Raw genomic sequence first — 24,950 nt, 5'->3', positions numbered from 1 at the left:
ATGTGTACGTGTTGAGTATGCGATTATGATTTGTGAGGTGAATTCGAGCACTCCTAGGGCTATTCGTCCTCGTTTACCCGCTGCATGAACCAACCCGTTTCTTCATTTTTTTGGCGTATCATTGGGACTATCCCACCCTCAAAATCATCCGCGCTATGACCGGAGAGACAGATACTGAGCAGGGTGCAGAAATCCCCCCCATGGTCTTCTAGCGCGGGGTGCCCCTGATGGATGTCTTCAACGAGATTATTGAGCTTCAGAAGCTCGGATACGCTTGTGCATCGGAGGTTGAATAGTAGGTCTTGCCACTCGCCCAGTTCAAATAGGTAGACGCTGCCCGCATGGCAGTAGATGTGCCCATCAATTTCCTTCATGACTGGCCAGCGCATCAACATCAGAGCAGCTTCACCAGGAAAATCCTGGGATAGATAATCTCCCAAGCACGCTGCTCTTTGCAGGCGCAGGGCACGGTCTATCGGTTCACCTTGCGTCGCGGGTGGGCGAGACAGTGGCGTAATGTAGACCGGCACCTCACCGAGAATGTCGTCGTAAATCTCAAAGGATGGCTCGTCGATATCCGGGATATCGTCATCAGCGAGCTCATACTCCCAGCCGAGGGCATCAAAGACCTGGCACCAAAGCAACGGCTCGGTGTCACCGCAAAGAGTAAGCGCCAGGTGTGTCCGGTTAGGTTCACATTGGAGCTCGAAGTGTTCGGGGTTACCTGGTGCAGCGAAAAGCTTGGGTCCGTCATCAACTGGTAGCTCATTGACGAAAGCTTCAAATGCCCGTCTCTGGTCAGTGCTTACAGCAAACTCATCTGACTTCGAGAAAGCCTTTAGCGGCTTTCCCGAGGTGGGGTTGACCATGCTTAAGATAAAGATCGCGAGAGGAGGATCGAGTTGATGCACCCCAACCAGTACCTGCAGGTGATGCTTAAGTCTGCTCTGGACAACTTCCGAAGCGACCTTCTCGTCGACCAATGAGGGAGGAAGAGCTTCAATTGCGTAACTCATGATGTCCCAGCTGCCGAAGCCGCAAAGACTTGCGAGCATCGCTGCCACCTTTTCCTTGGGCAGCTCTGCTCCGCGGCTGCATATGTCGACCCAGTCACGAGCCCGATCAATCGAACTCAAAACGAATGGCTCTTCGTGCATGGGCGGGCTCCGATAAATTAAAGGGGTGTCGGTATTTCAAGCGTAGCGGATCTTTAGCCGGCGAGACTACAGCTGCCTTGGCTCCACTTTGGATGCATGCCCTTCCAACCCATCGGCACCCTCCGGCATCGATGCCTTACCGGGGTCTTGAAGCTGACCGAGAAGGTTTTTGGGCTCGGCCCTTGCGAGCTCTTCCCGTGCGGCTTGCCAGCCACCCTTCAAGCGCTCACGGTCCATCCACAGTCTATGAAACTTAGATTCTGTAGCGACAAAGGTCCGAGAGGAAAGGAGTTCTACACAAGCATTGGCGAGTCCATCCACGCTTTGATAGGTATCCCATGCGAATTCAAAAAAATCGGATAGGTCGTCGTTGTCGGAGTAAATGCGACAGTCGCCATCTCCATCTTCTAGGCACTCATCTTCTCCCTTGAGAAACCACCGAAGTGACGGGATGTCAATGAGCGCTAATGTCAGATAGTATTCAAAAGCCAATCTGTCGCCAATTGCAAATTTACAAAATGCAATGATGGCAAGGTTTATGTGGCACTTGTGCCTTAGGTGTTTCGTCGCGTGGTTGGCAGCTTCATACTCACCGGTTTCCAACAACATCAGAGGGTACAAATACCGAATCCCCATTTCATCGCAAGGGTCTAAACGCAAGAGTCTTCGGGCATCTCGTAACGCCTTTTTGTCTTCACCCACTTGAAAATTGCTATAAGAGCGGATGTACAGTAGATGTAAATAGGTCTCGTTGCGCCCGTAGTCTGGGTCCATGAATCCACGAAAGTTGGTTGGTATGATGCGTTCAATTAACTTAATGGTCCTGTCGAGAATTGCTACGGCATCTTCGTACCGCCCTTGGTCATTCAGGTCCAGCGCTAGATCTACAGCGCCTTCCATGAAGCCAGGCTGATGGGATAGAGTTTCTTCAACCCAAGATTTGAAATCTGGCGAGTCAGCATTGGAGTCATCTAGATGCTCGCACAACTGATCACAAGCTGAAGAACTTTTCAAATACCCTTGTTTGATGCCGTCGTAATAGAAGAATTCATATAGAGGCGTCGTTGCAAGCTGCGGATTGCGTCCCTCAACATCCGACCACGAAGCAGCTTGGCACAGTGCAGCGCATACGGAATCCATCACCCGTTGCAAGGAGAGACCTGTTATGGATGACAGGCGCGCACCAAACTCGTTCAACAATTGCTTTCTGTGATCATCCAGAGAGACTTCAGGATCATTAGGAACTAAGAGTTCAGCAATATCACGAAGTTTTCTGGAGTTTTCATTCTCAACATTTGACGGTTTTACAGCGGGCATCGTCTTGAGTGCCGTCGTCAGTGAATACCAATTAGAATAGCCTATAGCACAGGCCACGCATTCAAGGGACTTAGAACGCGGCTCATCCCACAATCCACTGAGCGCCTTGGATGCTAATTTTATGCGCTTTTTGAGTTGCTCAGCGGCTTTCTCGGGATCATCTGTCCACGAAAAAAAATTCCAGAGGAATTTCAGTTGTGCTATCAGAGTTGAGCTGCGGGTACTTACTGTCGGAATCAGTCATTCCAATCTCCACATTGGCGAAAATTGATCAGCCCGCTTAATCTATGCCTGTAGAGAAGAATAAAAATATGGGTGAAAGGCTTGTCGCTATGGCTGTTTCTCCGGTGCGGGCGGAAGGTGTGCGACAAACACCGGAAATGATTATAACGCCTGGTGCGAGCGGCTGGAAGTCTGCTTACGACACCGCTCTGGGTGCCCGTACCTCCACTCCTGCGGTTAGTCCCTTTCCCTTAGCTTGACGCGGTGCTAGGCAGCCTAAAGTGACGGCTCAAGCCGGCACCAGTTCTCACAGGTAAAAAAAACCCGGCTGCAAGAGCCGGGTGTGGTGGGTTAGTTTAAGAGCCCTCGCATGTGCTTGAGCTGCTCGTTTAAGTCACCGACCCTGTTGGGTGGATTGAAGGTGCCTAGGTTGGCTTCTAGAGCCTCTAGCACGGGCTTGAGGTTCTCTGCAGCCTTGAAGCCCGGCTTATCAGGATCCAGCGCCTGAAGCACGTTCTTCTTGGCCATCATGTTGAACCATTCAGGCTCCCAATTCTCGCAACCAGGTAGCGCGAAGATCGTCCTCTTTGAGCCCATTTCGACGGCTGACAACATGTCGATCGGGCCTTCGACGATCATGAATTCACTTTCCGAGCCTTCCCAGATCCACGGAGATTTCCCGCCGTACCGCATGGCCTTCTTCTCCCCTTCTTTGGGTTCACGCATGAGCCTGAACTCAGCAGCACAGTGCGATTGCGACCGAAACCACAGTGGCCGGAATGCGCAGGCTGGCGCCTTCTTTTCGGGGTTCCACAGGCCAGCTTTCACCATCAGTTCCTGTCCCGCGACATCAGTCAAGAACCCCTTGGCTTCCATCGGACTGTCCGGGATGGTGATCAGGATGCCTCTGTTACAAGCTTCTCTGGCAACACCTTCGGATATACCTCGACCAGCAAAGTATTTCAGGGCTTCTTTCGACGGATATGGGCGAGCTTCGGCGACGCGTTGCAAGACCAGCGCGAGAGCACTGTCATCGCGTTGGATCGCGTCCAAGGGTTTGGGGGGAATGTAGTGCTTGAGCAGGTCGACGTCCGCACCCATGAGCTCTAGGCCAGCTTCCCGGTGGGATTTCTCCCAGTAGTAAGCCGCCGCAGCAACTACGTCACCTTGTTCACCGCAGGAGTAGCAGAGCCATCCGCCATTTTTCACACTGACCTTTACCGAGTGAAGGGACGAAGCACCGCACTCTGGGTTTGGACAGATGTTGTACCGGATTGCACCTGCTGATGGTCTCGCTTTCGCACCGAGCATGTGCTCGAAGAACCAGTCGAGCGAGACATTATCTCGCACATACTCGAAGTCGACTTCATAGGCGACTCCATTAGCATCGCGCTTGTATGGTCCATTAGTTGCAGACATTTTCTGGTTCTCCAGATGTAATCTTAATGCTCTGTGATGCTTCACGCCGGCCTGTAAACCTCAGCCCGCGACCGTGGCCAGCAGCCGAAACTCATCCCATACATCAATGTCTAGCTCCCGGGCAGCTTCGAGTTTCGAGCCTGCTGCTTCGCCGGCGACGACGAAGCTGGTCTTGCTTGAAACCTTGTTGGAGACCTTCCCCCCTGCCCCTTCAACCAAGGCCTTGGCAGCCTCTCTGCTGAGGGTTGGAAAAGTGCCGGTGAGGACGACGACTTTGCCCTTCAGCGAGGCTCCACTGATGGCAATGAAGTCGTTCGGTGTGGTGATCACGGCTAGGCGATCCGCCTCAGCACCGAGTGTCGAATCCTCGAAGAATCGGGTGATGTTGGTGGCGGTACCGTCCCCAACATCCGCGGTTGCCAACAGCTGCGCGAAAGACGCTGCGCGGAATGCTGACCAGGACCCGAACTGCGCCGCCAGAGCTTTGCTGGTGGCTTCGCCGACACCCTCGATGCCCAGCGAGAAAATGAACCGCGGGAGTTCGGGAGCCTTCGAGCCCTCAATGCCCGCGATCAGGTTCTTCGCGGAGACCGGTCCAAACCCTGGGAGCGGTGCGACCACCTTGTCGCTAAGGCTGTACAAGTCGGAAGGCATGCTGATCAGGCCGGCGGCGATCAGAGTAGAGACCGACTTGTCGCCCAGGTTGTCGATGTTCATTCCCAGCCGAGACCCGAAGTGAGCGAGCTTGCCCTGCTTCTGTGCTGGGCATTTGATGCCACCTGGGCAATACAGCTCGACGGCGCCCTGCAGGCGAACGAGGGGGCTACCGCATGACGGGCACTCTATCGGCATCACATAGCGGGTGAGGATCTCATCACCGATCGCGGACACTGTCCGAACGATCTCCGGTACCACATCCCCCGCTCGGCGAACGATAACGGTGCTGCCGACCTTGATGCCCTTGGCCTCTATTTGATCAGCGTTATGTAGATTGGCGCTGGACACCACTACACCACCGACTCGCACAGGCCTAAGCTTTGCCACAGGAGTCGCAGGCCCTGTGCGGCCGATCTGGACCACGATGTCTTCGACGACGGACACGGCCTCTTCTGCCGGATACTTGGACGCAATGGCGAATCGGGGGGTGCGATTGTTCCAGCCAAGCCGTTCTTGGTCGGCGAGGGAGTTGACCTTGAATACGACGCCGTCGATGGCTACTGGTAGGTTGTGGCGATTCGCACCCACTGCATCGTAGAACCCCTTGATGCCATCCCAGCCGCGGACCACGGTCGTTTCCGGGGCAATGCTGAATCCGAGCTCCCGCAAGCCCTCAATGATCTTCCACTGTTTGGTTGCCTTGAACGCTGGCGTGCCATCGAGCTCCTGGGCTCCATACGCGTAGAAGGATAGCCTTCTGGAGGCAGTCACCTTGGGGTCCAGCTGGCGCATACTGCCGGCGGCGCCGTTGCGAGGGTTGGCAAGGGTCTTCAAGCCCTGGCTCTTGAGGCGCTCATTCACGATCTCAAAATCGCTATTGAGCATGACAACCTCGCCACGAACCTCCAGATCGATGGCCGCAGGTAGGGTCAGGGGCAAGTTCAGGATGGTTTTGGCCTGTGCCGTTACATCCTCCCCGGTCGTACCATCCCCGCGAGTGACTGCACGAACCAGGACGCCAGCCAGGTATCGAGCCGAAAGCGCTAAGCCGTCGTACTTCAATTCGGCGGTGTACTCGATGTCCGCCGGCTGTGACAGCTCATCCACCACAGAACTTGCGAATGCCCGGGCTTCCTCCTCGTCCATGGCATCTTTGAGCGACAGCATTGGCACATCGTGTCGTGCTTGCACGAACTCCTCCAGAACCCGGCCACCTACTCGCTGCGTTGGTGAGTCGGCGGTAGCTAGATCGGGGTGCGCTGCTTCCAGTTGCTCCAGCTCACGAAACAGGAGGTTGAATTCTCCATCCGGGATCGTCGGGGAATCGAGTCGGTGGTACGCATCCATGTGTCCAGCGACCTCTGCACGGAGTTGAAGAAGGCGTTGCTCAACCTGGGCGAATTCAGACATGGTTTTTCCACTGGCAGGATAGATGTGTGCATGATAATAAATCTGTCAGTATTATGCGTACATGTTTCTTTTCGTGCGCCCAATCGTGCTGGTGACAAGCCGGCCAGGAGTGAGTTGCATCATGTTTTCGAACCTTCACCTGTACCGGATCACTGAGCCCTGGCGCTTGTCTACGGCCGACCTTGCGAAACGGCTGGAAAAAAGGGCTTTCACCCCCTGTTCTGGTAGCGTCACCAAAACCCAGGGGTGGGTGGAACCCCGTGTGGGCGGTGGCTTGGTGCTTGAGGTGCAGAAGCAGATCTTGCTGAACCTGTGCTTTGAAGAAAAAAAGGTGCCCGAGCCGGTGTTGCAGCGACACGTGGCAAAGAAGGCGGCCAAGATGCTCTCCGAGAAGGGCTACAAGCCCAGCCGGGACCAGCTCAAGGCAATGAAGGAGGAAGCGTTTATCGAGCTCCTACCAAGGGCATTCGAGTCACAGAGCACGGAGAAGGTGTGGATCGATACCGCCGCGGGGCTGATCGGCATTGACTGTGGCTCACCGGCGAAAGCCGATGATGTCGTCACTCAAATCCATGATGCCATCGATATACCCGCATCACTGATTCGAACCTCGATGGACCCCTCCTCCGCGATGGCCACCTGGTTGATGAACAACGAATCTCCCGACGAATTCACGGTCGACCGCGAGGTCAACCTGCAGGGGCTGGACCTTGAAAAATCCAAGGTCGGCTACGCCTCGATCAGCCTGGAGCGCGAAGAGATCCGACAGCACTTGCTCGAAGGTCGGCGCCCCGTACGGCTGGCGATGACATTCAATGAAGAGGTGTCCTTCATCCTGACGGATAAATCGACCCTCAAGCGCATCGTTTTCTTGGAGAACGTGAACAAAGAATTTCCCGATGAGGAGGATGAAGAGGCTGCCTTTGGCGCGATGTTCGTGACTTACGCCGGCGTGCTGTCAAAGCTCGTGCCCGCACTCATGGAAGCTCTCGGCGGTGAGGAGTCCGCACAGGGGTAATCAGATTTGTAGTCGCGTGATGTGCATTACCGGGTACTAGGCGAACGCAAGGCTTAGCCACTCACCCCGGGAGAATGACCATGAAACTGACTATCGACACCGATGTTTGCAAACGCAAAGTTCAAGCTCTGTCGCTTGACCTCGCTCTGTTATTAAGCGCGTGCTGCATGCGCTTGAAGCTGATCGTTGAGATTGCTGGGATGCTGGTTAAGGCCGGTTATTTCAGGATGTTCTTCTCACAGATCTACACCACCAGCAACATTGATGTAGACGGTTTCCGTAACGTGTACGAACTCGAAGGGTATCCAAGCGTCACGCCAGGTCATGTGCGCTTGCGGTATCGCCAGACGGTAAACGGTCACGTGAAGGCTCGCTCCAGCATGCTGGTCACTGTGCAGGAGTGGGATGCAGCGGCCCGTCGCGTAGCATTCGGTTCCGGGCGATTGGCTCAAGCCGATTAACGTTGTGCAAACCTGGCCTCACCTGAGGCCGGGTTTTTTTATTCGCCGTACAGCGCGTCCCATGCCTCTTGGACTGCTTCGTCCGAGGCGTCGCTGAGCTCCTCCAGGCTGACGTCTGCATACCCACTGGCATGCATCAGAGCGTCGGCGTCCGACGGTGAAAGCCCTCGGCAGATTTTGTGAATTTCTTCGCAGCGGCCATAGTTCCATGCCTCATAAACCTGCGCGTTCCAGGTGATGCCCTTTTCGACGTGTGCGACTAGGTCGCGAGTCATGACATAGGAACCTCGGTAGTAGATGCAGGAATTCAAAGCGCAAGCTGATAGTTCGCCGGGGCTTTCTCCACGACGCTTCGCAATCTCCAAATCAGCCCAGGAGCTCAGGTTCAATTGGAAGCCAGGCTCCCAGTTAATGGTGGTTAGTTCGGCTTGCATAGTTTCTCCAGAAGCCCGGCGCAATGCCGGGCTCGATCGCAATTAGTGGACGGTGCCAGGGGCTTGTTGTTTGTAGATCTTCTGCAGCCTAGCCTCGGCAAGCTTTGCGATCTCAGGCTGAGCACGGAGACGGATGGTGTCCAGGGCTAGCATGGCGCTGATGTCGCCGGTGATCGATGTGAAGGTGGCATCTGGTGAGCAGCCGTCGTCCAGTACGGACTCTGCTTCTGCAGACGCCACGACGAACGTCGGCACCGATTCAACCTTGAATGCCTTGAACAGATTGGGGTTGATCTCCCAGGGCACGCCGGCCTTGTTCACCTCCAGTGCGGCCTGCTTGGTCTGCATCTGGGAGCCGTTCTTGAACCCCCTCACGACCATAACGGCACCGGTTTCGCGGGCTTGTTGCGCCAGCAGCTCAAGCTTGTCCTTGGGCATAGAGAACGAAACGAAGATGATGAAGTCATTCGCGCCATGCCCACCCTTGGCGCCGTCTTTCGCGGCGTTGAAGCGCGCAATGACGTCGTCCAGCGACTCGGTCTTGGTGGGTGGTGGAGTGTCGATGACCGGTACCGTAGCCTTGAACGTGCCCGCCTTCACCGGGTCAATTTTTCCGTTCAGAGCGGCACTACGAGATGCCGCCTGCTCCCGCATGATCTTCTGGATAGCTTCGTTGGAAGGCATTTCCAGCTGCTGGGATAAGGCAGGCACGGCGATGACGCTAGTTACTAAGAGTAGCGCCGCCGCAGCAGTCGCGTTTACGGAAAATGCCATAGCCAAAGTCCTTGTATCCTGGAAGAGGGAACTCAGTGTTCGATTCGGTCAGAATGGTCGACCGCCCGATTGGAGAGCAGCACTTGCCTGCGATTTTCGCGGTCTCAGGCTTGGGGTAGAGGCGAGTCAGCTTGTACTGCCGCTTGTCCATGATGATCTGCGGGTAGTAGCCGCACATTGCGTCACCCCCCATCGCCGCCCATTGGGTACCAGCGGCATGCAGTTTTGCGAGGATTCGCGTGGTCTGGAGCCTGGCGGTTTGCTCCATGCTCAGGTGCGCCTCGTTTCGACCGGTCAGCGGGTACATGTGACCGTACGAGCCGGCGGCCCAGAAGATCGTCGACAGCGGGAAGCCAGCAGCGGCGGCAACGGCATCGGCGGACATGGCCCCGATCGCAAGCATGCTGCCGAACGGGAATGCGTATGGCGTCAGGATGCCGGCGAGTTCGTCGTCGTTGTGGGTGGGGTCTGCGAAAGACATCCAGGGGACGTCGATACCGCGGTTGTCCATGCAGGTATCGTCCAGGATGGCGCCCATCACATACATGGCCGGGTTGATATAGAAGTTGACCTGCATGAACGAGTCACGGGTACTACCGATGCCGCTGCTCTGATCGTCAGAGATGTAGCCGAAGGCATCGGCGTTCACGCCTACGTTGACCTTCACCCCACCAAGCAAGGGGAAGCACCCTGGCACCGTGGTAACGTCGGTCATCATGTCGAACTCCCAGAACGAGGTGGGAATGCCGACCTTGGGCGGGTTGTCGCACGTGCAGAATGCGCTTTTGTTGCCACTGTCGAAGTCTTCCTGGCCATCGGAGATGAGCTCCGTCGAACCGAAAAGCTTGATTGGGAACATGCAGGACCAGCAGACGTCCGAAATCAGGTTCGGGAATTTGCCGGTGCACACACCTTCATCAGCAGAGCTGACCGTACTGAGCAGGGCCGTGGCCACAAAGCCCAGGGCCATTAGCAGTTTCTTCATAGCTTCAGCTCCTCGATCTGGAGTTCCCTACCCTTTTGCGTCAGGACCGCGGGAACGCGCTCAATCCCGAACTTCTTCGTGAGGATTCCCATCTGGTCGAAGTAGACCGGGCGACCCCACTCACGATCGAGCTTCAGGAACGAGCCCGCGACCAGCACGACTTTGTCCCGAGGGTGCTCGTCCGTGCGCTTCTTGGCGTACTGCAGCTGCTTCGGATCGCGAGCGTCGATGAAGATGATCGCTTTGCTGAGGGTGATGTGGTCCAGCGGGTTGATGCGAGTGCCCGCCGGCACCAGGATGTTGCCCAGATGATCTTTGACGGTCTCAGGGTACGTGTAGGTCGGGTCGTACATCCTGATCTGTGGCTCAACGACGGGCCCAATGCCGGGTACCGGCTTGGGGTTTTCTGCTCCGGCCAACTGCTTGTCGCGGTAGTCGTTCCAGAACTTGTCGAGTTCGCCTTTCTTGTCCATCGCTCTCAACCGACCTTGGATCATGTCGATTGCATCCTGCTCCTGGATCTCCCAGGTGTTTCCGTACTTGCCGAGCTCTTCGGCATGAACAGTGGATGACGCGAGGTAGAGGGCGGTAAGGAAAGCGGATGCGCATAAGCGGCGTAGCTTCATCACAACTCCAATGAGAATGCCCAGCCCGGGGCTCATGATGACCAGGTGATCAAAAACCAACGTGGCCATCGAAATGGCCACGTGGAGAAGACTGTCGGAGGGGGATCAGGAACCGCCGTTGAGGAAGCTTTCGAGACGCGCAAGTGGTACCAGCCCCGGCAGCTTTCGGCCGTCCTCGCTCACCATTGCTGGGGTGCCTTGGAAGCCGATGCTCTCAGCCAGCGCGATGTTGCGCTCGATAGGGTTGTCGCATTTTTTGGCCGGAGGCTGGGTGCCTTGCGCCAGAGCTTCCCATGCTGCTGCACGGCCCGCTTCAGGCAAGCACCAGACCGATTCAGCTTTGGCGCGAGCCTGCGGGTGCAGCGAGTCGAGCGGATACATGAAGGTGTAGATGGTGACGTTGTCGATTTTGGCCAGGACGTCCGATTCAAGAGTTTTGCAGAACGGGCAGTCAGGGTCAGAGAACAGGTAGAGCTTGCGGGAGCCGTTGCCCTTCACGCGAGTGAACGCGTCGGCCAGCGGAAACTTCGATACGTCGATCTTCTCTGCAGCTGCTCGCTTGGGTGCCGTCAGGTCCTTGCGGGTCTGCATGTCGTAGACGCTGCCGAACAACAGGTAGCGGCCTGTGGCATCGGTGTAGGCAATGTTCTTGCCCATGGTGATTTCGTAGAGGCCATCAATCGGCGCCCGCTCCACGTTGGTGAAGTTGGTGGAGGGGTATTTACCCTTGAGCGTGTTGAGCACGGTCATGATTTCGATGTCTGCCGCTGGCGCCACAGCCGCAGCTGCTGGAGCGGTGGCTGCGACAGGGGCCTGAGCCACCTCGGGTGCAGGAGACTCGGCCTGGGCGAATGCAGCCAGCGAGCAACTGGCGAGAGCGAGAGCGACAGCGAGCTTTTTCATCGGTTACCTCAGATTTAGAAATGATGTCGGTAGAATTATGTTTACGTGTGACAATATACTAGCAATACCAACAGCGCGTGACTATACGCAGCGAGTATTAAAAGAGAGTTATGGATACCGCAAAGCCGCCTTCTCACCCGTTGCAGCAACTGCACCACGCCTATCAGGGGGAACCGCAGAATTCGGAAAAAATCGTACGCTAAGCTAACGGTGTTCTCGTGACAGCTCTTTGACTAGGCTTTCTAAGGCCATTCTGATAGCCCTGACTTCCTGAAAAGCCATGGCTAAAATTTGTGCGGCTAAAAGGGATAACCGATGGTAAAGTAAGTTATCCCTGTCGAGATACTGAAAAGCGTTATCCTCGTTTTTCCCAAAACTGTTTTGCCAGTTCGCTCAGAGCGCTAGTTAACTGAGCGACAGATTTCGCACTTTGCAAATTATTCTGCCCGGTCTGTACATTGGTATCAGCAGCATCGCGTATATTGATAATACTGCGGTTTATGTCTTCACTTACTGCTCCCTGCTGCTCGACCGCAGTCGCTATTTGCGCGTTCATGTCGGTAATTTCGTTAACGCGTTGGCCAATTCCATCAAGAGCTGTAGCTGCTTCCTCTGCGTGAGCTACACTCGTGTGCGCTTGCCGACTACTTTGCTCCATGACTGTAACAGCGGATTGCGCTCGCTCTTGTAGAGCGCTGATCATGCTTTGAATATCCGTTGTCGATTGCTGTGTGCGAGCAGCAAGACTGCGAACCTCATCGGCGACAACAGCAAAACCACGCCCCTGCTCACCAGCACGCGCGGCCTCAATTGCTGCGTTGAGTGCCAACAAATTCGTTTGCTCGGCGATCCCTCGTATAACGTCAAGAACTTTTGATATCTCGTTACTTTGACCTTCAAGCTCATGAATAACCTGAGCGGCTTGCCTAATTTCACCTTCAGGGGCAGTGATTGACTGGCTTGTGTGGGCTACCAGACGCTGGCCAGATGCCGTCTCAGTGTCTGCTCTTCCGGCCGCATCTGCAGCATGCTGTGCATTGCTCGCAACCTCTTGAATGCTTGCCGCCATTTGGTTTACTGCCGTTGCTATTTGATCTGTCTCTGCCTGCTGCTCAACTGTAAGTACATTGCTTGACTCAATATCCTTTAGTAGGCCTCGGGTGTGTTCGCTAAGCCGATTTGATGCATCACCTATGCGACCTACTATGGCGCCTGTTTCAGCTTGCATCATTCGTAAAGCAAACTCTATTTGGCCAAACTCATCGGTGCGCCCAGTGTAGAGGGATTGACTTAATGGGTTATTGGAAATATTCCTGGCTCTTTCAACCAGTCTTCCAAGAGGAGAGAGAATAGCCAAAACACTAACAGAGCTTAAGCTTCCTGACATTAAAGTGGGCGGTTACAGGAGCTGAGTGCAACACGGTTATTGAATTGAAGCTGGAGCATCATGCCGCATAGCCATAGCTTCCTGCATCACCTCGTCCATAACCTCGATCGGACACTTGAAGTCGAAGCGCTTACGGGGGCGCATGTTCAGTTGCAGTGCGATGGCATCCAGTTCCTCCTGGCTATGCACCGACAAGTCCGTGCCTTTGGGCAGGTACTGGCGGATCAGGCCATTGATGTTTTCGTTACTGCCGCGCTGCCAAGGGCTGTGCGGGTCGCAGAAGTAAATCGCCACCCCGGTCTGCTGGGTGATTTCAGCATGCCGCGCCATTTCTCGGCCCTGGTCGTAGGTCATGCTCTTGCGCATCGCCAGCGGCATGCCATTGAGCGCTGCACTGAAGCCTTCCATCGCCGAGGTCGCCGTCGCGTCGTTCATCTTCACCAGCATCAGGTAGCCACTGGTGCGCTCCACCAGCGTACCTACAGACGAGGCGTTGGCCTTGCCCTTGATCAGGTCGCCTTCCCAATGCCCTGGCATCAGTCGGTCTTCGATCTCCGGCGGACGTACATGAATACTGACCCTCTCAGGGATCTGACCGCGCCGATCCACGCCGCCAGAGCGCGGCCTGCGCATCGTCTTGCTTTGGCGCAGGCAGATGATCAGCTCTTTACGCAGCTCGCCGACTGGCAAGGCATAGATCGCGTTATAGATCGTCTCGCGACAGACGTAGGCATCTCTGAGGCTGGGAATATTCATGCTGCGCAGCTTGCCGGCAATCTGCTCGGGAGACAAACGCTCACGCAGCATATGCGCCACCAATTCGAAGCGCTCGCTACCCGGCAACAGCTTTTGCTTCGGTCGACACACCTGACGGCGGGCCTGCATCTGCTGCTGGGCCACGCGGGCCGAGTAGCCGCCACAGGCATCTCGATTGCGGCGCAGCTCCCGGCTGATGGTCGAAGGGGATCGGTTGATCAAGCAGGCAATCCCGCGCAGGCTGAAACCTTGGGCATGACCGATTTGAATGGTGGCGCGCTCTTCAACGCTGAGTTCGGAATAAGACATAGGGACAGCACCGTACCGGAAAGGTCAGGTGTTGCACTCAGTTTTCGCCGCCGCCCCCTTATTATCACTGCGAGGTGAATAGCTTTTCTGCCAATTGATTATGCCAATGCGATTCTCTTCGCCGAAGATTTCGTCCATGAGCATGCCAAGTCTAAATAGTTCCCTATGATCAATACAGATAGCCATAACCCCGCCTGGGGTTAGCATCTCACGCATCATCCAGATTCTGGGTGTCATGAAGCGCAACCATTTGCTGTGCTTGGACCCATCATCTTTAGGAACTACATCGCCGAGATCTGGATCGTTTGGATCCTTGTCCCACTTGTCGTTATAGCGGAAGTCCTCGCCGGTGTTGTACGGCGGGTCTGTTACTACAAGATCAACTTGACCACGATATTTATAGAGCGTGACCATCGCAGAAAGGTTTTCACCGTCCCAGATCTCATTCTCTGACTGGGCGGTTTCCTCTCCAAAGGATACTTTCTTGATAATACGATGCAGCTTCGGCTTGACCTGGCGGATGATCTGCCAGGGAGCAGCCCGCCCGGTGTAACTCATAACGATGCCATTCTTGCCAGCATCGGCAAGCGCCGCATCATGCTCCTGCAGCATACGGACCAAGGCGGCCCTCGGCAGTTGTTCGTAATCCATGCTTGCCCCTTGAATTCGTGCGGCGGCACCGAAAAGCTGAAAATTCTAGTACCGCTCGTGGATGCTTCACCATCCCTAGGGTGGCGAGTGTACTTGTGAACGTATTGATTTGGCTGTTAAACCGTTGAAAAAGACGGATCAACTGAGTTCCAAACGGGCTGCGTACTGGCTGGCAGATGCGAATCCGGCGCACGCCGCTCCCTTCTGGGCTCAAGCCCGCGAAGCGGGCATAAAGAACCCGGCCGAGGCCGGGATCCTTATGGGCTTATGGGCCGGCGTATTGGTCTGCCCAGTCCAAAGCCGGTGCCACGGGAGCTTGCACCTCCTGAGGCCAGGTTTTGGAGCCCACTGCAAATCGCCCGTAACCCATTAAAAGATAGCTGGGCATCCGACGAAAAGAGCACCAAGGCACCATTACCCTTGAGCTACAGCGCCGCTACGGGGCACCAGTTTGATTTCAACGCGGCGATTTTGGGCGCGACCCTCGGCGGTGTCGTTGGGGGCAATGGGCGAGCTGGAGCCTGCACCAAAGGTTTGCAGGCGCGAAGGATCGACGCCATTGCTGCGCAAAGAGAAAAAGGGGACTGATTTATGTGCGCCAGGCAAAGCTTGGTCGCCTGGGAATGACGGCGCAAGCCGTCACGAAATGGCGTAAGAAACCCAGCGGGTATGACCCCCGCCCGGTAAAGGTTAGCCACCGACCGGAAGCGAGTCTTGCGTGGTGACCGGGTAACCGGCGCTGCGAAGCGTAGACAGCAGAAAAGGGGATTTATTTTCCCTACTCTAAAACGGCCGCTGTTGGCCGATTGCTGCCTGTCGTGGACGACCGTTTAACTTCAAAGCCTGACTGGATTGCAAACTGCTGACACGCGTAGATTCTGTTTTCGACTCGTTTAATGCCGTCGATGCCAGGCCATAAACAGAGAGGAAACAACCGCTCGAAAATTCGAGCCATAGACTCTAGAGCCAGTGGGTAGTCGGAGTCATGTTCCTGCAACCATCAAATCCAGATTCTGCACCGCCGCTCCAGCGGCTCCCTTCCCAAGATTGTCAAACACCGCAGCCAACAAAACCTGCCCCGTCTCATCATTTTCACACACCACCAATCGCAAACTATCAGTCCCGTTAAGCGCCTGAGGATCAAGGCACGTCAACCCTTTGGCCTCCTGCATCGACATCACCTGTACATGGTCCGCATCGACGTAGTGCTGCATAAGACACGCATGCAACCGCACCGCATCCACGCCCGGCGCCAACAAGCGAAGTTGCAACGGTATGGTCAGCACGATCCCCTGCCGAAAAGCCCCATAAGCCGGCACAAACATCGGCCGCTCCATCAGACCGCTTTGCTGCTGAATCTCCGGAATATGTTTGTGTGCCAGCCCCAGACCATAAACCTGAAACGCGGGCGCCTGTGATGCGCCCTCTCCCTCATGCTCTTGCACGCCAACGCGCCCTTTTCCGGAATAGCCCGACACAGCATGAATGTTCGTCGGATAGTCCCTGGGCAGCAACCCGGCCTCCAGCAATGGGCGCAGCAGCCCTATCGCCCCCGTGGGATAGCAACCGGGATTGCTGACCCGCCGTGCCGTGGCGATGCGTTGGGCCTGCTGCGAGTTCATCTCCGCGAAACCATAGGTCCAGTCTGGATGGGTGCGGTGCGCCGAACTCGCATCGATCACCCGAACGGCGGGGTTTTCGATGCTCGCTACAGCGTCGCGTGCGGCTTGGTCGGGCAAGCAGAGAATCGCGATGTCGCAGGCGTTGATGATTTCGGCGCGACGTTGCGGATCCTTGCGATGTTCGGGGCTGAGCGTGATAAGCCGCAGATCGGTCCGGTCGCGTAGACGTTGATGGATTTGCAACCCGGTGGTGCCTTGGTCGCCGTCGATGAATATAAGAGGACTTGCCATGGAATGCTCTCGGACATAGGAAATCAGGAGTTCCAATCTTCAGTGAGGGGCTAAGATAGGAAAAGTTGAATTTCTAAACGATGAAATTCAGCTTTTCTGAACAAGGAGTGACTCATGCGCGAAATCAGCCTGGACCGTCTGCGCACGTTGGTGGCCATTGCCGACCTGGGTTCGTTTGCCGAGGCGGCCCGTGTGCTGCACCTCGCGCCACCCACGGTCAGTTTGCATATTGCCGACCTGGAGTCGCGGGTTGGCGGAAAGCTGTTGTCGCGCACACGTGGGCGCATTCAGCCTTCGGCGATTGGAGAAACGCTGGTGGAGCGCGCGCGGCGCCTGTTGGCGGATGCGGAGCAGGCGCTTGAGGACGTGGAGCGTCAGGTGCAGGGCTTGGCCGGGCGTGTGCGGCTGGGTGCCTCCACAGGGGCCATCGCACAGTTGATGCCGCAAGCTTTGGAGACGTTGGGCCAACGCCATCCCGCTATCGATGTGCAGGTCGCGGTGCTCACGTCGCAGGAAACTTTGAAGAAGCTTGCCGAGGGCTCTTTGGAGATCGGTCTGGTCGCGCTGCCACAGACCCCGGTGAAGGAATTGCGGATCGAGCCATGGCGGCGGGACCCGGTCATGGCCTTCTTGCCGGCTCGCTGGGAATGCCCGGATGTTGTGACCCCCGGTTGGCTGGCCGCCCAGCCATTAATTCTGAATGACAAAACTACTCGGCTTTCGCGCTTGACCTCGGAGTGGTTCGCCAGTGATGGACGGCAGCCCACGCCGCGTATTCAACTGAACTACAACGATGCGATCAAAAGCCTAGTGGCGGCCGGTTATGGTGCGACGTTGTTGCCGCATGAAGCCTCCACGCCATTGCCCGATACCAGGATCGTCATGCGGCCATTACAGCCCTTATTGTGGCGTCAACTTGGTATTGCCCACCGTGGTGGGGACGTCGAGCGGCCTACGCAACATGTGCTGGATGTGTTGTGGGGGTTGAGTGCGGGCTAGGGCGATGTTGTCAGAGAAAGGACCGCTTTCGACCCGGTCATACGGTGATTGAGGTCCCAGGCGTCAGCTACCGCACCTGAAGCCGTCGTTCATCGCTCCAAAGCCGGTGCCTGTCTCCGTTCGCCCAGGCCAGGGTGTCGTAGTACTTGTGCAGCAGCTCGGTAATGGCGGCGGTGTCGTCGGTCATGGGGTTTCCTTGGGGTTGGCGGTGAGGACTGCCTGGACGCGTGCTTGCAGCGCGGGCAGCACGTCTTGTTGGAACCAGGGGTTGCGCACCAGCCAGCGATTGTTGCGCGGGCTAGGGTGAGGCAGGGGGAACGCTTGCGGCCAGTGCTCGCGCCAGGCTTCGACCACCCGGGTGAGCGGCGTCTTGCCAGTACCGAGGTGGTAGTCCATGGCGTAGCTGCCCAGCACGATGACCAGCGACAGGCGCTCGAAACGCTGCATGAAGGCTTCGCGCCAGGCGGGGGGCGCACTCCGGGCGTAGCGGCAGGTCACCGCTTTTGCCGGTGCCCGGATAACAGAAGCCCATGGGCAGAATGGCGATGCGGGTAGGGTCGTAGAAGGTGTCGCGGTCCACGCCCAGCCAGGCGCGCAGACGCGCGCCGCTGGCGTCGTCGAAGGGCACGCCTGAGGCATGGACCCGGGCCCCCGGTGCTTGGCCGGCGATGAGGATGGGCGCACTCGGGTGAAACTGGAAGACCGGCTGCACGCCGTGTGGCAGATGCGGTGCGCAGCGCGTGCAGGCGCGGACGTCGGTCAGAAAGGCGTCGAGTGTCGGCATGGCGCGCTTCCGGAAAGGGTGGCTCGCGCAGGACGGAGGTGCCATCCTGCGCGAAGCGTAACCCGGCAGCAAGTCAGTGCTGGGTCAGTGTCGGATAGCCCTGGATGAATACGCGGTCGGTCTTGGCCGCCGGCACATGGCAGCCCATGCAGTCGGCTTCGTAGCTGACGGCGACATTCTTGGCGGGGGCGTCGGCCTTGAACAGCGCCCAGCCCCAGCCGTCGCCCCACAAGGGGTTGCTGGCGAAACGGCCTTTGGCGTCCTTGACCATCACGAACCACACGGCCGCATCGGAACCCCAGACCACAGGGTTGCCAGTGGTCATGGCGCTGGTTTCGAGCTTGCGGATCTCTTTCACCAGCGTGGCGCCGTCCAAGAACTTGCCGGTCTTGCGGTAGTGCTCGGCCGAGGCCTTTAGTCGCCGGCCGTGACGGCCAGTGGCAGGACGAGGGCGCTGGCGAGCAGAGCGCCGGTGAGTGCGATTTTCATCGTGTTCTCCTTATATGCCTATGGAGATCAGACGGCGACCACGGGGAAATCCACCGTGGGGTCGGCGATGTGGTTGGTGTAGTTGGTGAGCGTGTTCAGCGCGACGTTGGCGATCACTTCCAGTATCAGGCCGTCGTCGAGCCCCGCGCGGCGGTAGTTGGCCATGGCGTCGGCCGACACCACGCCGCGTTGCTCGACCAGCGCGCGGGCAAAGCCGGCGATTGCATCGTCAAGTGCGTTGGCCGCCTGGCCGGTGCGGGCCGCGGCGATGGCCTCTGCCGACAGTCCGGCACCTTTGCCGATCAGGGTGTGTGCGCTCAGGCAATACTGGCAGCGATTGGCTTGAGCGGCAGCGAGCGCAACGATCTCGCGCTGGGAGGCATTCAGGCGGCCGGTGCCCAGCGTTTCGGACAAGCCGAGGTAGCCATTGAGCGCCGCCGGCGCGTGGGCCAGCGTGGCGAACAGGTTCGGCACCATGCCAAGCTTGGCTTTGACGGCCTTGAGTGTGGCAGCGGTAGCGGCGTCAGCGGTGTCGATGGTCAGGGGGGCGATTTGGGTCATGTCTATCTCCGTAGTGGGTGAGGTGCAAGAGCACGTGGGCATGATCGCCCTTTGTTTGGTACGATATGGCACGTAAAGTATCAAATACGTAACCTATCGTCTTATATGGAGAGTGGAATGGCGGATCGACTGACCGGCTTGCTCCGGCACTACTCGCTTTCGGCGCGCGTTTTTCACAGCGGCGCCTTCTGTGGGCAGCATCATTACGCGGCGCCGCATGGCTATATCCATCTGGTGCGGCGCGGCCCGATTACGGCGCGTTCGCCCGTGCATGAAGATCTGCTGGTTACCGAGCCGAGCCTGCTGTTTTATCCGCGCGTGGCGTCGCATCGTTTTGTCGCCGCCCCCGGCGATACCGCTGAGCAGTTGTGTGCGGAGGTCGACCTGGGCGCTTCGACGGGCAATCCGTTGGCCATGGCCTTGCCGTCGATGCTGCTGATTCCGTTGGCGGACTTGCCCGGCCTCGGGCCGACGCTAGAGTTGCTGTTTGCCGAAGCCGAGCGCGACCAGTGCGGTCGGCAGGCCGCCATCGACCGCTTGTGCGAGTTGCTACTGATCCAGTTGCTGCGTTATCTGATGGATGGGCGGCTTGGCGCCACCGGACTGCTGGCGGGCCTGGCCGACCCGAAACTCGCGCGCGCCATAACCGCCATGCACGATGCGCCGCAGACCGCGTGGTCGCTCGAGGCGCTGGCGGCGAAGGCGGGCATGTCACGCGCGCGCTTCGCCGCCGCGTTCAAGGACGCGGTGGGCGTCACGCCGGGCGACTATCTGGCCGACTGGCGGATGAACGTCAGTTGCACCCTGCTCAAGCAGGGGCGGCCGGTGGCGGTGGTGGCCGACCGCGTCGGCTACGGCAGCCCGAACGCTCTGGCGCGCGCCTTCCGCGTGCGCATGGGCTGCGCCCCGCGCGACTGGCTGGCGCAGCAGCGCGGTGACGCGGCGCTCAGCGGTTCGTGAGTTTGAGTTCGATTCGCCGGTTCTTGGCGTAGGCGGCGCCGGTGTTGCGCTCGTCGAGCGGGTGAAATTCGCATCACGCCGGAACAACTGGCGGAACTCCAGGTGGCGATCCGTCAACGGCTGGTCAGTCTGTTCGTGCGGCGCGGCCGGCTGGACAAGGCTGAGTCAGTGGCGCAGGTAGCTGGATGACGCTGTCCCGCCCTGAGCCGACGCTCACAGGCGGGGATTTCCAGTGTCGTCATTGTCGGCTATTGGCCGGCAGCAGCCCGTCGTTGCCTGATGGATCCAACCCCTCCGCTGCTATAGTGCAGTCGGCTTCTGACGTTCAGTGCAGCCGTCTTCTGAAAACGACAAGGGCCGCGCCGCTTCGTCAGAATAGAGTCTGCTTTCCAATTTTTTGACACATGCCCGAGAAGGTTATAGATTTCAGCCTGACAGAAACGGGGTTTGAGGCGCAACGGAACAGAAAGTGCACTTAAGCCGCCTTCAACCAAGGAGACATCGTGCAGGGGCACCGCATCGGCTACGTCCGGGTCAGCAGCTTCGACCAGAACCCGGAACGCCAACTGGAACAGACCCAGGTGAGCAAGGTGTTCACCGACAAGGCATCCGGCAAGGACACCCAGCGCCCCCAGCTCGAAGCGCTGCTGAGCTTCGTCCGCGAGGGCGACACGGTGGTGGTGCACAGCATGGATCGCCTGGCCCGCAACCTCGACGACCTGCGCCGCCTGGTGCAGAAGCTGACCCAGCGCGGCGTGCGAATCGAGTTCTTGAAGGAGGGGCTGGTATTCACCGGCGAGGACTCGCCGATGGCCAACCTGATGCTGTCGGTAATGGGGGCCTTCGCTGAGTTCGAGCGCGCTCTGATCCGTGAGCGGCAGCGCGAGGGTATCGCCCTGGCCAAGCAGCGCGGCGCGTACCGGGGCCGCAAGAAGGCCCTGTCCGACGAGCAGACTGTTACCCTGCGGCAGCGGGCGGCGGCAGGTGAGCCCAAGGCGCAGCTCGCCCGCGAGTTCAACATCAGCCGCGAAACTCTCTACCAGTACCTCCGCACGGACGACTGACACATGCCGCGTCGCTTGATCCTCTCGGCCACGGAGCGGGACACCCTGCTCGCGCTGCCGGAAAGCAAGGATGACCTGATCCGCTACTACACCTTCAACGATTCCGACCTGTCACTGATCCGCCAGCGGCGCGGCGACGCCAACCGTCTGGGCTTTGCGGTGCAACTCTGCCTGCTGCGCTACCCCGGCTATGCGTTGGGCACTGACAGCGAGCTGCCCGAACCGGTCATCCTGTGGGTGGCCAAGCAAGTCCAGACCGATCCGGCGAGTTGGACGAAGTACGGCGAGCGCGATGTGACCCGTCGCGAGCACGCTCAGGAACTGCGCACCTACCTTCAACTGGCCCCGTTCGGCCTGTCCGACTTCCGCGCCCTGGTGCGCGAGCTGACCGAACTGGCCCAGCAGACCGACAAGGGCTTGCTGCTGGCCGGCCAGGCGCTGGAGAGCCTGCGGCAGAAGCGACGCATCCTGCCGGCGTTGAGCGTGATCGACCGGGCTTGCTCGGAAGCCATTGCGCGAGCCAATCGGCGGGTCTACCGCGCCCTGGTCGAACCACTCACGGACTCGCATCGGGCCAAGCTGGACGAGCTGTTGAAGCTCAAGGCCGGCAGCAGCATCACCTGGTTGACCTGGCTGCGCCAGGCACCGCTGAAACCCAACTCTCGGCACATGCTGGAACACATCGAGCGGCTGAAGACATTTCAGCTGGTGGACTTGCCCGAAGGCCTTGGCCGGCACATCCACCAGAACCGCCTGCTCAAGCTGGCCCGCGAGGGTGGGCAGATGACGCCCAAAGACCTTGGCAAGTTCGAGCCGCAGCGACGTTATGCGACCCTGGCCGCCGTGGTACTGGAGAGCACTGCAACCGTGATTGATGAGCTGGTGGATCTGCACGACCGCATCCTGGTCAAGCTGTTCAGCGGCGCGAAACACAAGCATCAGCAGCAGTTCCAGAAGCAGGGCAAGGCGATCAATGACAAAGTGCGCCTGTACTCCAAGATCGGCCAGGCGCTGCTGGAGGCAAAGGAAAGCGGCAGCGATCCCTACGCCGCCATCGAGGCGGTGATTCCCTGGGACGAGTTCACCGAGAGCGTCAGTGAGGCCGAGCTGCTGGCCCGGCCGGAGGGCTTCGACCACCTGCACCTGGTCGGCGAGAACTTCGCCACCCTGCGCCGCTACACGCCGGCCCTGCTGGAGGTACTGGAGCTGCGCGCCGCCCCGGCCGCACAAGGCGTGCTGGCAGCCGTGCAGACCCTGCGCGAGATGAACGCCGACAACCTGCGCAAGGTGCCGGCCGATGCCCCCACCGCCTTCATCAAGCCGCGCTGGAAGCCGCTGGTGATCACCCCGGAAGGCCTCGACCGGCGCTTCTACGAAATCTGCGCGCTGTCCGAGCTGAAGAACGCCCTGCGCTCCGGCGACATCTGGGTCAAGGGCTCGCGGCAGTTCCGCGACTTCGACGACTACCTGTTGCCGGCCGAGAAGTTCGCCGCGCTCAAGCGGGAACAGGCCCTGCCGCTGGCGATCAACCCGAACAGCGACCAGTACCTGGAAGAGCGCTTGCAGCTGCTGGACGAGCAGTTGGCCACTGTCGCCCGCCTGGCCAAGGACAACGAGCTGCCCGATGCCATCCTCACCGAGTCCGGCCTGAAAATCACCCCGCTGGATGCGGCGGTGCCGGATCGGGCGCAGGCGCTGATCGACCAGACCAGTCAGTTACTGCCGCGCATCAAGATCACCGAACTGCTGATGGACGTGGACGATTGGACGGGCTTCAGCCGCCACTTCACCCACTTGAAGGACGGGGCCGAGGCCAAAGACCGGACGTTGCTGCTGTCCGCGATCCTCGGTGATGCAATCAACCTCGGACTGACCAAGATGGCCGAGTCGAGCCCCGGCCTGACCTACGCCAAGCTGTCCTGGCTACAAGCCTGGCATATCCGCGATGAAACCTATTCGGCGGCCTTGGCCGAGCTGGTCAATCACCAGTACCGCCATGCCTTCGCTGCCCATTGGGGCGACGGCACCACCTCATCCTCCGATGGCCAGCGCTTCCGCGCTGGCGGCCGGGGAGAGAGCACCGGGCACGTCAACCCGAAGTACGGCAGCGAGCCAGGACGGCTGTTCTACACCCACATCTCCGACCAATACGCGCCGTTCAGCACACGCGTGGTGAATGTCGGCGTCCGAGATTCCACCTATGTGCTCGACGGCCTGCTGTATCACGAGTCCGACCTGCGGATCGAGGAGCACTACACCGACACGGCCGGTTTCACCGATCACGTCTTCGCCCTGATGCACCTGCTGGGCTTCCGCTTCGCGCCACGCATCCGCGACCTCGGCGAAACCAAACTGTACGTGCCGCAGGGCGTGCAGGCCTACCCGACGCTGCGCCCGCTGATCGGTGGCACCCTGAACATCAAGCACGTGCGCGCTCATTGGGACGACATCCTGCGCCTGGCCAGCTCGATCAAACAGGGCACCGTTACCGCCTCGCTGATGCTGCGCAAGCTCGGCAGCTATCCGCGTCAGAACGGCCTGGCTGTCGCCCTGCGCGAACTGGGCCGGATCGAACGCACGCTGTTCATCCTGGACTGGCTGCAAAGTGTTGAACTGCGCCGCCGCGTGCATGCCGGCCTGAACAAAGGTGAGGCGCGCAACTCGCTGGCCAGGGCGGTGTTCTTCAACCGCCTTGGGGAAATCAGGGATCGGAGCTTCGAGCAGCAGCGCTACCGGGCCAGCGGCCTCAACCTGGTGACGGCGGCTATCGTGCTGTGGAACACGGTGTACCTGGAGCGCGCCATCCAGGGGTTGGTCGAGGCCGGCAAGCCGGTGGACGGCGAGCTGCTGCAATTCCTGTCGCCGCTGGGCTGGGAGCACATCAACCTAACCGGCGATTACGTCTGGCGGCAGAGCCGCAGACTGGAAGACGGGAAGTTTCGGCCCCTACGGATGCCCGGAAAACCTTAGCGTACGATTTTTTCCGAATTCTGCGGGCTCCCCTATCACGCCATCAACGAGCGCTTCTTTTCCGGGGCATTGCCTGGCTGCGAAATCAGATTTTCGACACGCCAGGGATCCGAAGGCCATTACCGGCCTGGCGCTCTCCCGAGCGGGGAGCTCTGCCCGGCACTGGACCAAATTGCCATTGGGGCGCACCTGTCGAGCAGCAAAATGATCGAGTCGCTGGCGCATCAGGCCTGTCATCAATACCGCCAGCACTCCAGACAGCCCCCGCGGCGGGCCTATCATGACCAGGTCTGGGCCGAGAAAATGGTCGAGATTGGTCTGCAGCCGTCCAGTACCGGCCTGCCAGGTGGCCGAGTGACCGGGCAGAAGGTGTCTCACTACCTTCTTGAAGGCGGAGGCCTAAGCCTCCTCATCCGTGAGCTTCACGATCAGGGGCTGGATATCAATCTGGCGGCAGCGGCCGGGCCTGCTGGTGCTGGCACCCGAAGCGCGAACAAGAAAGCCTGGGCCAGAACGAAATACACGTGTGCAGGCTGCAACAAATCTGTGCTCGGCGGCGACCAGTACAACCTTGTGTGCGGTGATTGCCAGCTGCCGCTAACTCCTGAGGTATCTACCGCGATCGAGCGCGAAGGCGTCGAGATGCCGGCGGAGGGAGAAGCAGTACCTACGGCGCCCGGATCCTGTGTGCAGTCAGTGGCATAAGAAAACCCCCGAACCAATG

At 58.6% G+C, this 24,950-nt stretch carries 22 protein-coding genes and 2 pseudogenes; 7 read left to right on the top strand and 17 right to left on the bottom strand.

The genetic code is table 11. From position 1 onward, the window contains the following. Positions 1 to 59 precede the first annotated feature (59 nt). From PRJ_RS29655 to ligA, 4 genes are all read right to left on the bottom strand, one after another. Entirely contained in the window at positions 60 to 1,157 is a 1,098-nt protein-coding gene (locus PRJ_RS29655) for a hypothetical protein (protein WP_104963110.1), read from the bottom strand. Between the two features lie 66 nt (positions 1,158 to 1,223). After that, positions 1,224 to 2,474: a hypothetical protein gene (locus PRJ_RS29650; protein WP_158682602.1), complete on the bottom strand. Its 1,251-nt coding sequence runs from the start codon at positions 2,472 to 2,474 to the stop codon at positions 1,224 to 1,226. A 573-nt stretch (positions 2,475 to 3,047) separates the two neighbouring features. Beyond that, positions 3,048 to 4,115, bottom strand: coding sequence for a toprim domain-containing protein (locus tag PRJ_RS29645; protein WP_104963108.1), 1,068 nt, complete (start codon positions 4,113 to 4,115; stop codon positions 3,048 to 3,050). Between the two features lie 60 nt (positions 4,116 to 4,175). After that, a complete protein-coding gene (ligA, locus tag PRJ_RS29640; protein ID WP_104963107.1) occupies positions 4,176 to 6,182 on the bottom strand; it encodes an NAD-dependent DNA ligase LigA in 2,007 nt (668 codons plus the stop codon). A gap of 121 nt (positions 6,183 to 6,303) precedes the next feature. On the opposite strand from ligA, the gene PRJ_RS29635 reads away from it, so the two are divergent. Together PRJ_RS29635 and PRJ_RS29630 are read left to right on the top strand one after the other, a co-directional pair. Continuing rightward, on the top strand, positions 6,304 to 7,200 hold the full coding sequence (locus tag PRJ_RS29635; protein ID WP_104963106.1) for a recombination-associated protein RdgC: 897 nt from the start codon (positions 6,304 to 6,306) through the stop codon (positions 7,198 to 7,200). A gap of 80 nt (positions 7,201 to 7,280) precedes the next feature. Further along, complete coding sequence (locus tag PRJ_RS29630) at positions 7,281 to 7,661, top strand: hypothetical protein (protein ID WP_104963105.1); 381 nt, start codon at positions 7,281 to 7,283, stop codon at positions 7,659 to 7,661. Between the two features lie 38 nt (positions 7,662 to 7,699). Here PRJ_RS29630 and PRJ_RS29625 read toward each other — a convergent pair whose 3' ends face one another. From PRJ_RS29625 to argC, 10 genes and pseudogenes are all read right to left on the bottom strand, one after another. Next, positions 7,700 to 8,095, bottom strand: a complete 396-nt coding sequence (locus PRJ_RS29625; RefSeq protein ID WP_104963104.1) for a hypothetical protein — start codon at positions 8,093 to 8,095, stop codon at positions 7,700 to 7,702. A gap of 42 nt (positions 8,096 to 8,137) precedes the next feature. Then, a complete protein-coding gene (gene trbC, locus PRJ_RS29620; RefSeq protein WP_256597976.1) occupies positions 8,138 to 8,869 on the bottom strand; it encodes a type-F conjugative transfer system pilin assembly protein TrbC in 732 nt (243 codons plus the stop codon). Beyond that, positions 8,817 to 9,854: a TraU family protein gene (locus PRJ_RS29615; protein ID WP_103470355.1), complete on the bottom strand. Its 1,038-nt coding sequence runs from the start codon at positions 9,852 to 9,854 to the stop codon at positions 8,817 to 8,819. The genes trbC and PRJ_RS29615 overlap by 53 nt, the downstream gene beginning before the upstream one ends. Next, entirely contained in the window at positions 9,851 to 10,549 is a 699-nt protein-coding gene (gene traW / locus PRJ_RS29610; RefSeq protein WP_104963102.1) for a type-F conjugative transfer system protein TraW, read from the bottom strand. Before traW ends, PRJ_RS29615 begins: the two co-directional genes overlap by 4 nt. Positions 10,550 to 10,585: 36 nt before the next feature. Then, a complete protein-coding gene (locus tag PRJ_RS29605; protein WP_104963101.1) occupies positions 10,586 to 11,383 on the bottom strand; it encodes a DsbC family protein in 798 nt (265 codons plus the stop codon). A 355-nt stretch (positions 11,384 to 11,738) separates the two neighbouring features. Beyond that, positions 11,739 to 12,770 carry a methyl-accepting chemotaxis protein gene (locus tag PRJ_RS29600; protein ID WP_074183340.1) on the bottom strand — a complete coding sequence of 344 codons (1,032 nt, stop codon included), beginning with the start codon at positions 12,768 to 12,770 and terminating at the stop codon, positions 11,739 to 11,741. Between the two features lie 36 nt (positions 12,771 to 12,806). Next, positions 12,807 to 13,835, bottom strand: a complete 1,029-nt coding sequence (locus PRJ_RS29595) for an IS30 family transposase (RefSeq protein ID WP_003465026.1) — start codon at positions 13,833 to 13,835, stop codon at positions 12,807 to 12,809. Positions 13,836 to 13,859: 24 nt separating this feature from the next. Further along, positions 13,860 to 14,486: a DNA methyltransferase gene (locus PRJ_RS29590; RefSeq protein WP_003465024.1), complete on the bottom strand. Its 627-nt coding sequence runs from the start codon at positions 14,484 to 14,486 to the stop codon at positions 13,860 to 13,862. Between the two features lie 414 nt (positions 14,487 to 14,900). Then, positions 14,901 to 15,059 (bottom strand): annotated as a pseudogene (locus PRJ_RS30550) (OmpA family protein); the annotation flags it as partial. A 410-nt stretch (positions 15,060 to 15,469) separates the two neighbouring features. Then, positions 15,470 to 16,399, bottom strand: coding sequence for an N-acetyl-gamma-glutamyl-phosphate reductase (gene argC, locus PRJ_RS29585; RefSeq protein WP_003465021.1), 930 nt, complete (start codon positions 16,397 to 16,399; stop codon positions 15,470 to 15,472). A 114-nt stretch (positions 16,400 to 16,513) separates the two neighbouring features. Here argC and PRJ_RS29580 point away from each other — a divergent pair, with 114 nt between their 5' ends. After that, positions 16,514 to 17,398 (top strand): LysR family transcriptional regulator, encoded by an 885-nt coding sequence (locus PRJ_RS29580; RefSeq protein ID WP_003465017.1) that lies wholly within the window; start codon positions 16,514 to 16,516, stop codon positions 17,396 to 17,398. A 183-nt stretch (positions 17,399 to 17,581) separates the two neighbouring features. Here the strand turns inward: PRJ_RS29580 and PRJ_RS29570 are convergent. The 3 genes and pseudogenes from PRJ_RS29570 to PRJ_RS29560 form a co-directional block, all read right to left on the bottom strand. Then, positions 17,582 to 18,182 (bottom strand): annotated as a pseudogene (locus PRJ_RS29570) (uracil-DNA glycosylase family protein). Positions 18,183 to 18,255: 73 nt separating this feature from the next. Further along, complete coding sequence (locus PRJ_RS29565; protein WP_003830782.1) at positions 18,256 to 18,558, bottom strand: cytochrome P460 family protein; 303 nt, start codon at positions 18,556 to 18,558, stop codon at positions 18,256 to 18,258. A gap of 140 nt (positions 18,559 to 18,698) precedes the next feature. Beyond that, positions 18,699 to 19,232 carry a carboxymuconolactone decarboxylase family protein gene (locus PRJ_RS29560; protein ID WP_003830783.1) on the bottom strand — a complete coding sequence of 178 codons (534 nt, stop codon included), beginning with the start codon at positions 19,230 to 19,232 and terminating at the stop codon, positions 18,699 to 18,701. 117 nt (positions 19,233 to 19,349) lie between these two features. Here PRJ_RS29560 and PRJ_RS29555 point away from each other — a divergent pair, with 117 nt between their 5' ends. The 4 genes from PRJ_RS29555 (at position 19,350) to PRJ_RS29535 (ending at position 24,931) form a co-directional block, all read left to right on the top strand. Further along, positions 19,350 to 20,192 (top strand): AraC family transcriptional regulator, encoded by an 843-nt coding sequence (locus PRJ_RS29555; RefSeq protein ID WP_104963100.1) that lies wholly within the window; start codon positions 19,350 to 19,352, stop codon positions 20,190 to 20,192. A 503-nt stretch (positions 20,193 to 20,695) separates the two neighbouring features. Then, a complete protein-coding gene (locus PRJ_RS29545) occupies positions 20,696 to 21,256 on the top strand; it encodes a recombinase family protein (protein WP_033958617.1) in 561 nt (186 codons plus the stop codon). 3 nt (positions 21,257 to 21,259) lie between these two features. Then, complete coding sequence (locus tag PRJ_RS29540) at positions 21,260 to 24,226, top strand: Tn3-like element TnAs1 family transposase (protein WP_033982391.1); 2,967 nt, start codon at positions 21,260 to 21,262, stop codon at positions 24,224 to 24,226. 204 nt (positions 24,227 to 24,430) lie between these two features. After that, entirely contained in the window at positions 24,431 to 24,931 is a 501-nt protein-coding gene (locus PRJ_RS29535; RefSeq protein ID WP_177429935.1) for a hypothetical protein, read from the top strand. Positions 24,932 to 24,950: the final 19 nt, after the last annotated feature.

The organism is Pseudomonas sp. XWY-1, from assembly GCF_002953115.1.
Taxonomy (GTDB): domain Bacteria; phylum Pseudomonadota; class Gammaproteobacteria; order Pseudomonadales; family Pseudomonadaceae; genus Aquipseudomonas; species Aquipseudomonas alloputida.
Note: the sequence above shows the minus strand (reverse complement) of the source record. Positions and strands in the feature narration are given on the sequence as shown.

What these genes read in the sequence shown, in the direction of transcription:
- PRJ_RS29595 (WP_003465026.1), bottom strand. Translation starts at nt 13,835, where the DNA reads ATGTCTTATTCCGAACTCAGCGTTGAAGAGCGCGCCACCATTCAAATC.
- PRJ_RS29630 (WP_104963105.1), top strand. Translation starts at nt 7,281, where the DNA reads ATGAAACTGACTATCGACACCGATGTTTGCAAACGCAAAGTTCAAGCT.
- argC (WP_003465021.1), bottom strand. Translation starts at nt 16,399, where the DNA reads ATGGCAAGTCCTCTTATATTCATCGACGGCGACCAAGGCACCACCGGG.
- PRJ_RS29655 (WP_104963110.1), bottom strand. Translation starts at nt 1,157, where the DNA reads ATGCACGAAGAGCCATTCGTTTTGAGTTCGATTGATCGGGCTCGTGAC.
- trbC (WP_256597976.1), bottom strand. Translation starts at nt 8,869, where the DNA reads ATGGCATTTTCCGTAAACGCGACTGCTGCGGCGGCGCTACTCTTAGTA.
- PRJ_RS29615 (WP_103470355.1), bottom strand. Translation starts at nt 9,854, where the DNA reads ATGAAGAAACTGCTAATGGCCCTGGGCTTTGTGGCCACGGCCCTGCTC.
- traW (WP_104963102.1), bottom strand. Translation starts at nt 10,549, where the DNA reads ATGGCCACGTTGGTTTTTGATCACCTGGTCATCATGAGCCCCGGGCTG.
- PRJ_RS29635 (WP_104963106.1), top strand. Translation starts at nt 6,304, where the DNA reads ATGTTTTCGAACCTTCACCTGTACCGGATCACTGAGCCCTGGCGCTTG.
- PRJ_RS29535 (WP_177429935.1), top strand. Translation starts at nt 24,431, where the DNA reads ATGATCGAGTCGCTGGCGCATCAGGCCTGTCATCAATACCGCCAGCAC.
- ligA (WP_104963107.1), bottom strand. Translation starts at nt 6,182, where the DNA reads ATGTCTGAATTCGCCCAGGTTGAGCAACGCCTTCTTCAACTCCGTGCA.
- PRJ_RS29650 (WP_158682602.1), bottom strand. Translation starts at nt 2,474, where the DNA reads ATGCCCGCTGTAAAACCGTCAAATGTTGAGAATGAAAACTCCAGAAAA.
- PRJ_RS29540 (WP_033982391.1), top strand. Translation starts at nt 21,260, where the DNA reads ATGCCGCGTCGCTTGATCCTCTCGGCCACGGAGCGGGACACCCTGCTC.
- PRJ_RS29590 (WP_003465024.1), bottom strand. Translation starts at nt 14,486, where the DNA reads ATGGATTACGAACAACTGCCGAGGGCCGCCTTGGTCCGTATGCTGCAG.
- PRJ_RS29580 (WP_003465017.1), top strand. Translation starts at nt 16,514, where the DNA reads ATGCGCGAAATCAGCCTGGACCGTCTGCGCACGTTGGTGGCCATTGCC.
- PRJ_RS29625 (WP_104963104.1), bottom strand. Translation starts at nt 8,095, where the DNA reads ATGCAAGCCGAACTAACCACCATTAACTGGGAGCCTGGCTTCCAATTG.
- PRJ_RS29645 (WP_104963108.1), bottom strand. Translation starts at nt 4,115, where the DNA reads ATGTCTGCAACTAATGGACCATACAAGCGCGATGCTAATGGAGTCGCC.
- PRJ_RS29605 (WP_104963101.1), bottom strand. Translation starts at nt 11,383, where the DNA reads ATGAAAAAGCTCGCTGTCGCTCTCGCTCTCGCCAGTTGCTCGCTGGCT.
- PRJ_RS29555 (WP_104963100.1), top strand. Translation starts at nt 19,350, where the DNA reads ATGGCGGATCGACTGACCGGCTTGCTCCGGCACTACTCGCTTTCGGCG.
- PRJ_RS29560 (WP_003830783.1), bottom strand. Translation starts at nt 19,232, where the DNA reads ATGACCCAAATCGCCCCCCTGACCATCGACACCGCTGACGCCGCTACC.
- PRJ_RS29600 (WP_074183340.1), bottom strand. Translation starts at nt 12,770, where the DNA reads ATGTCAGGAAGCTTAAGCTCTGTTAGTGTTTTGGCTATTCTCTCTCCT.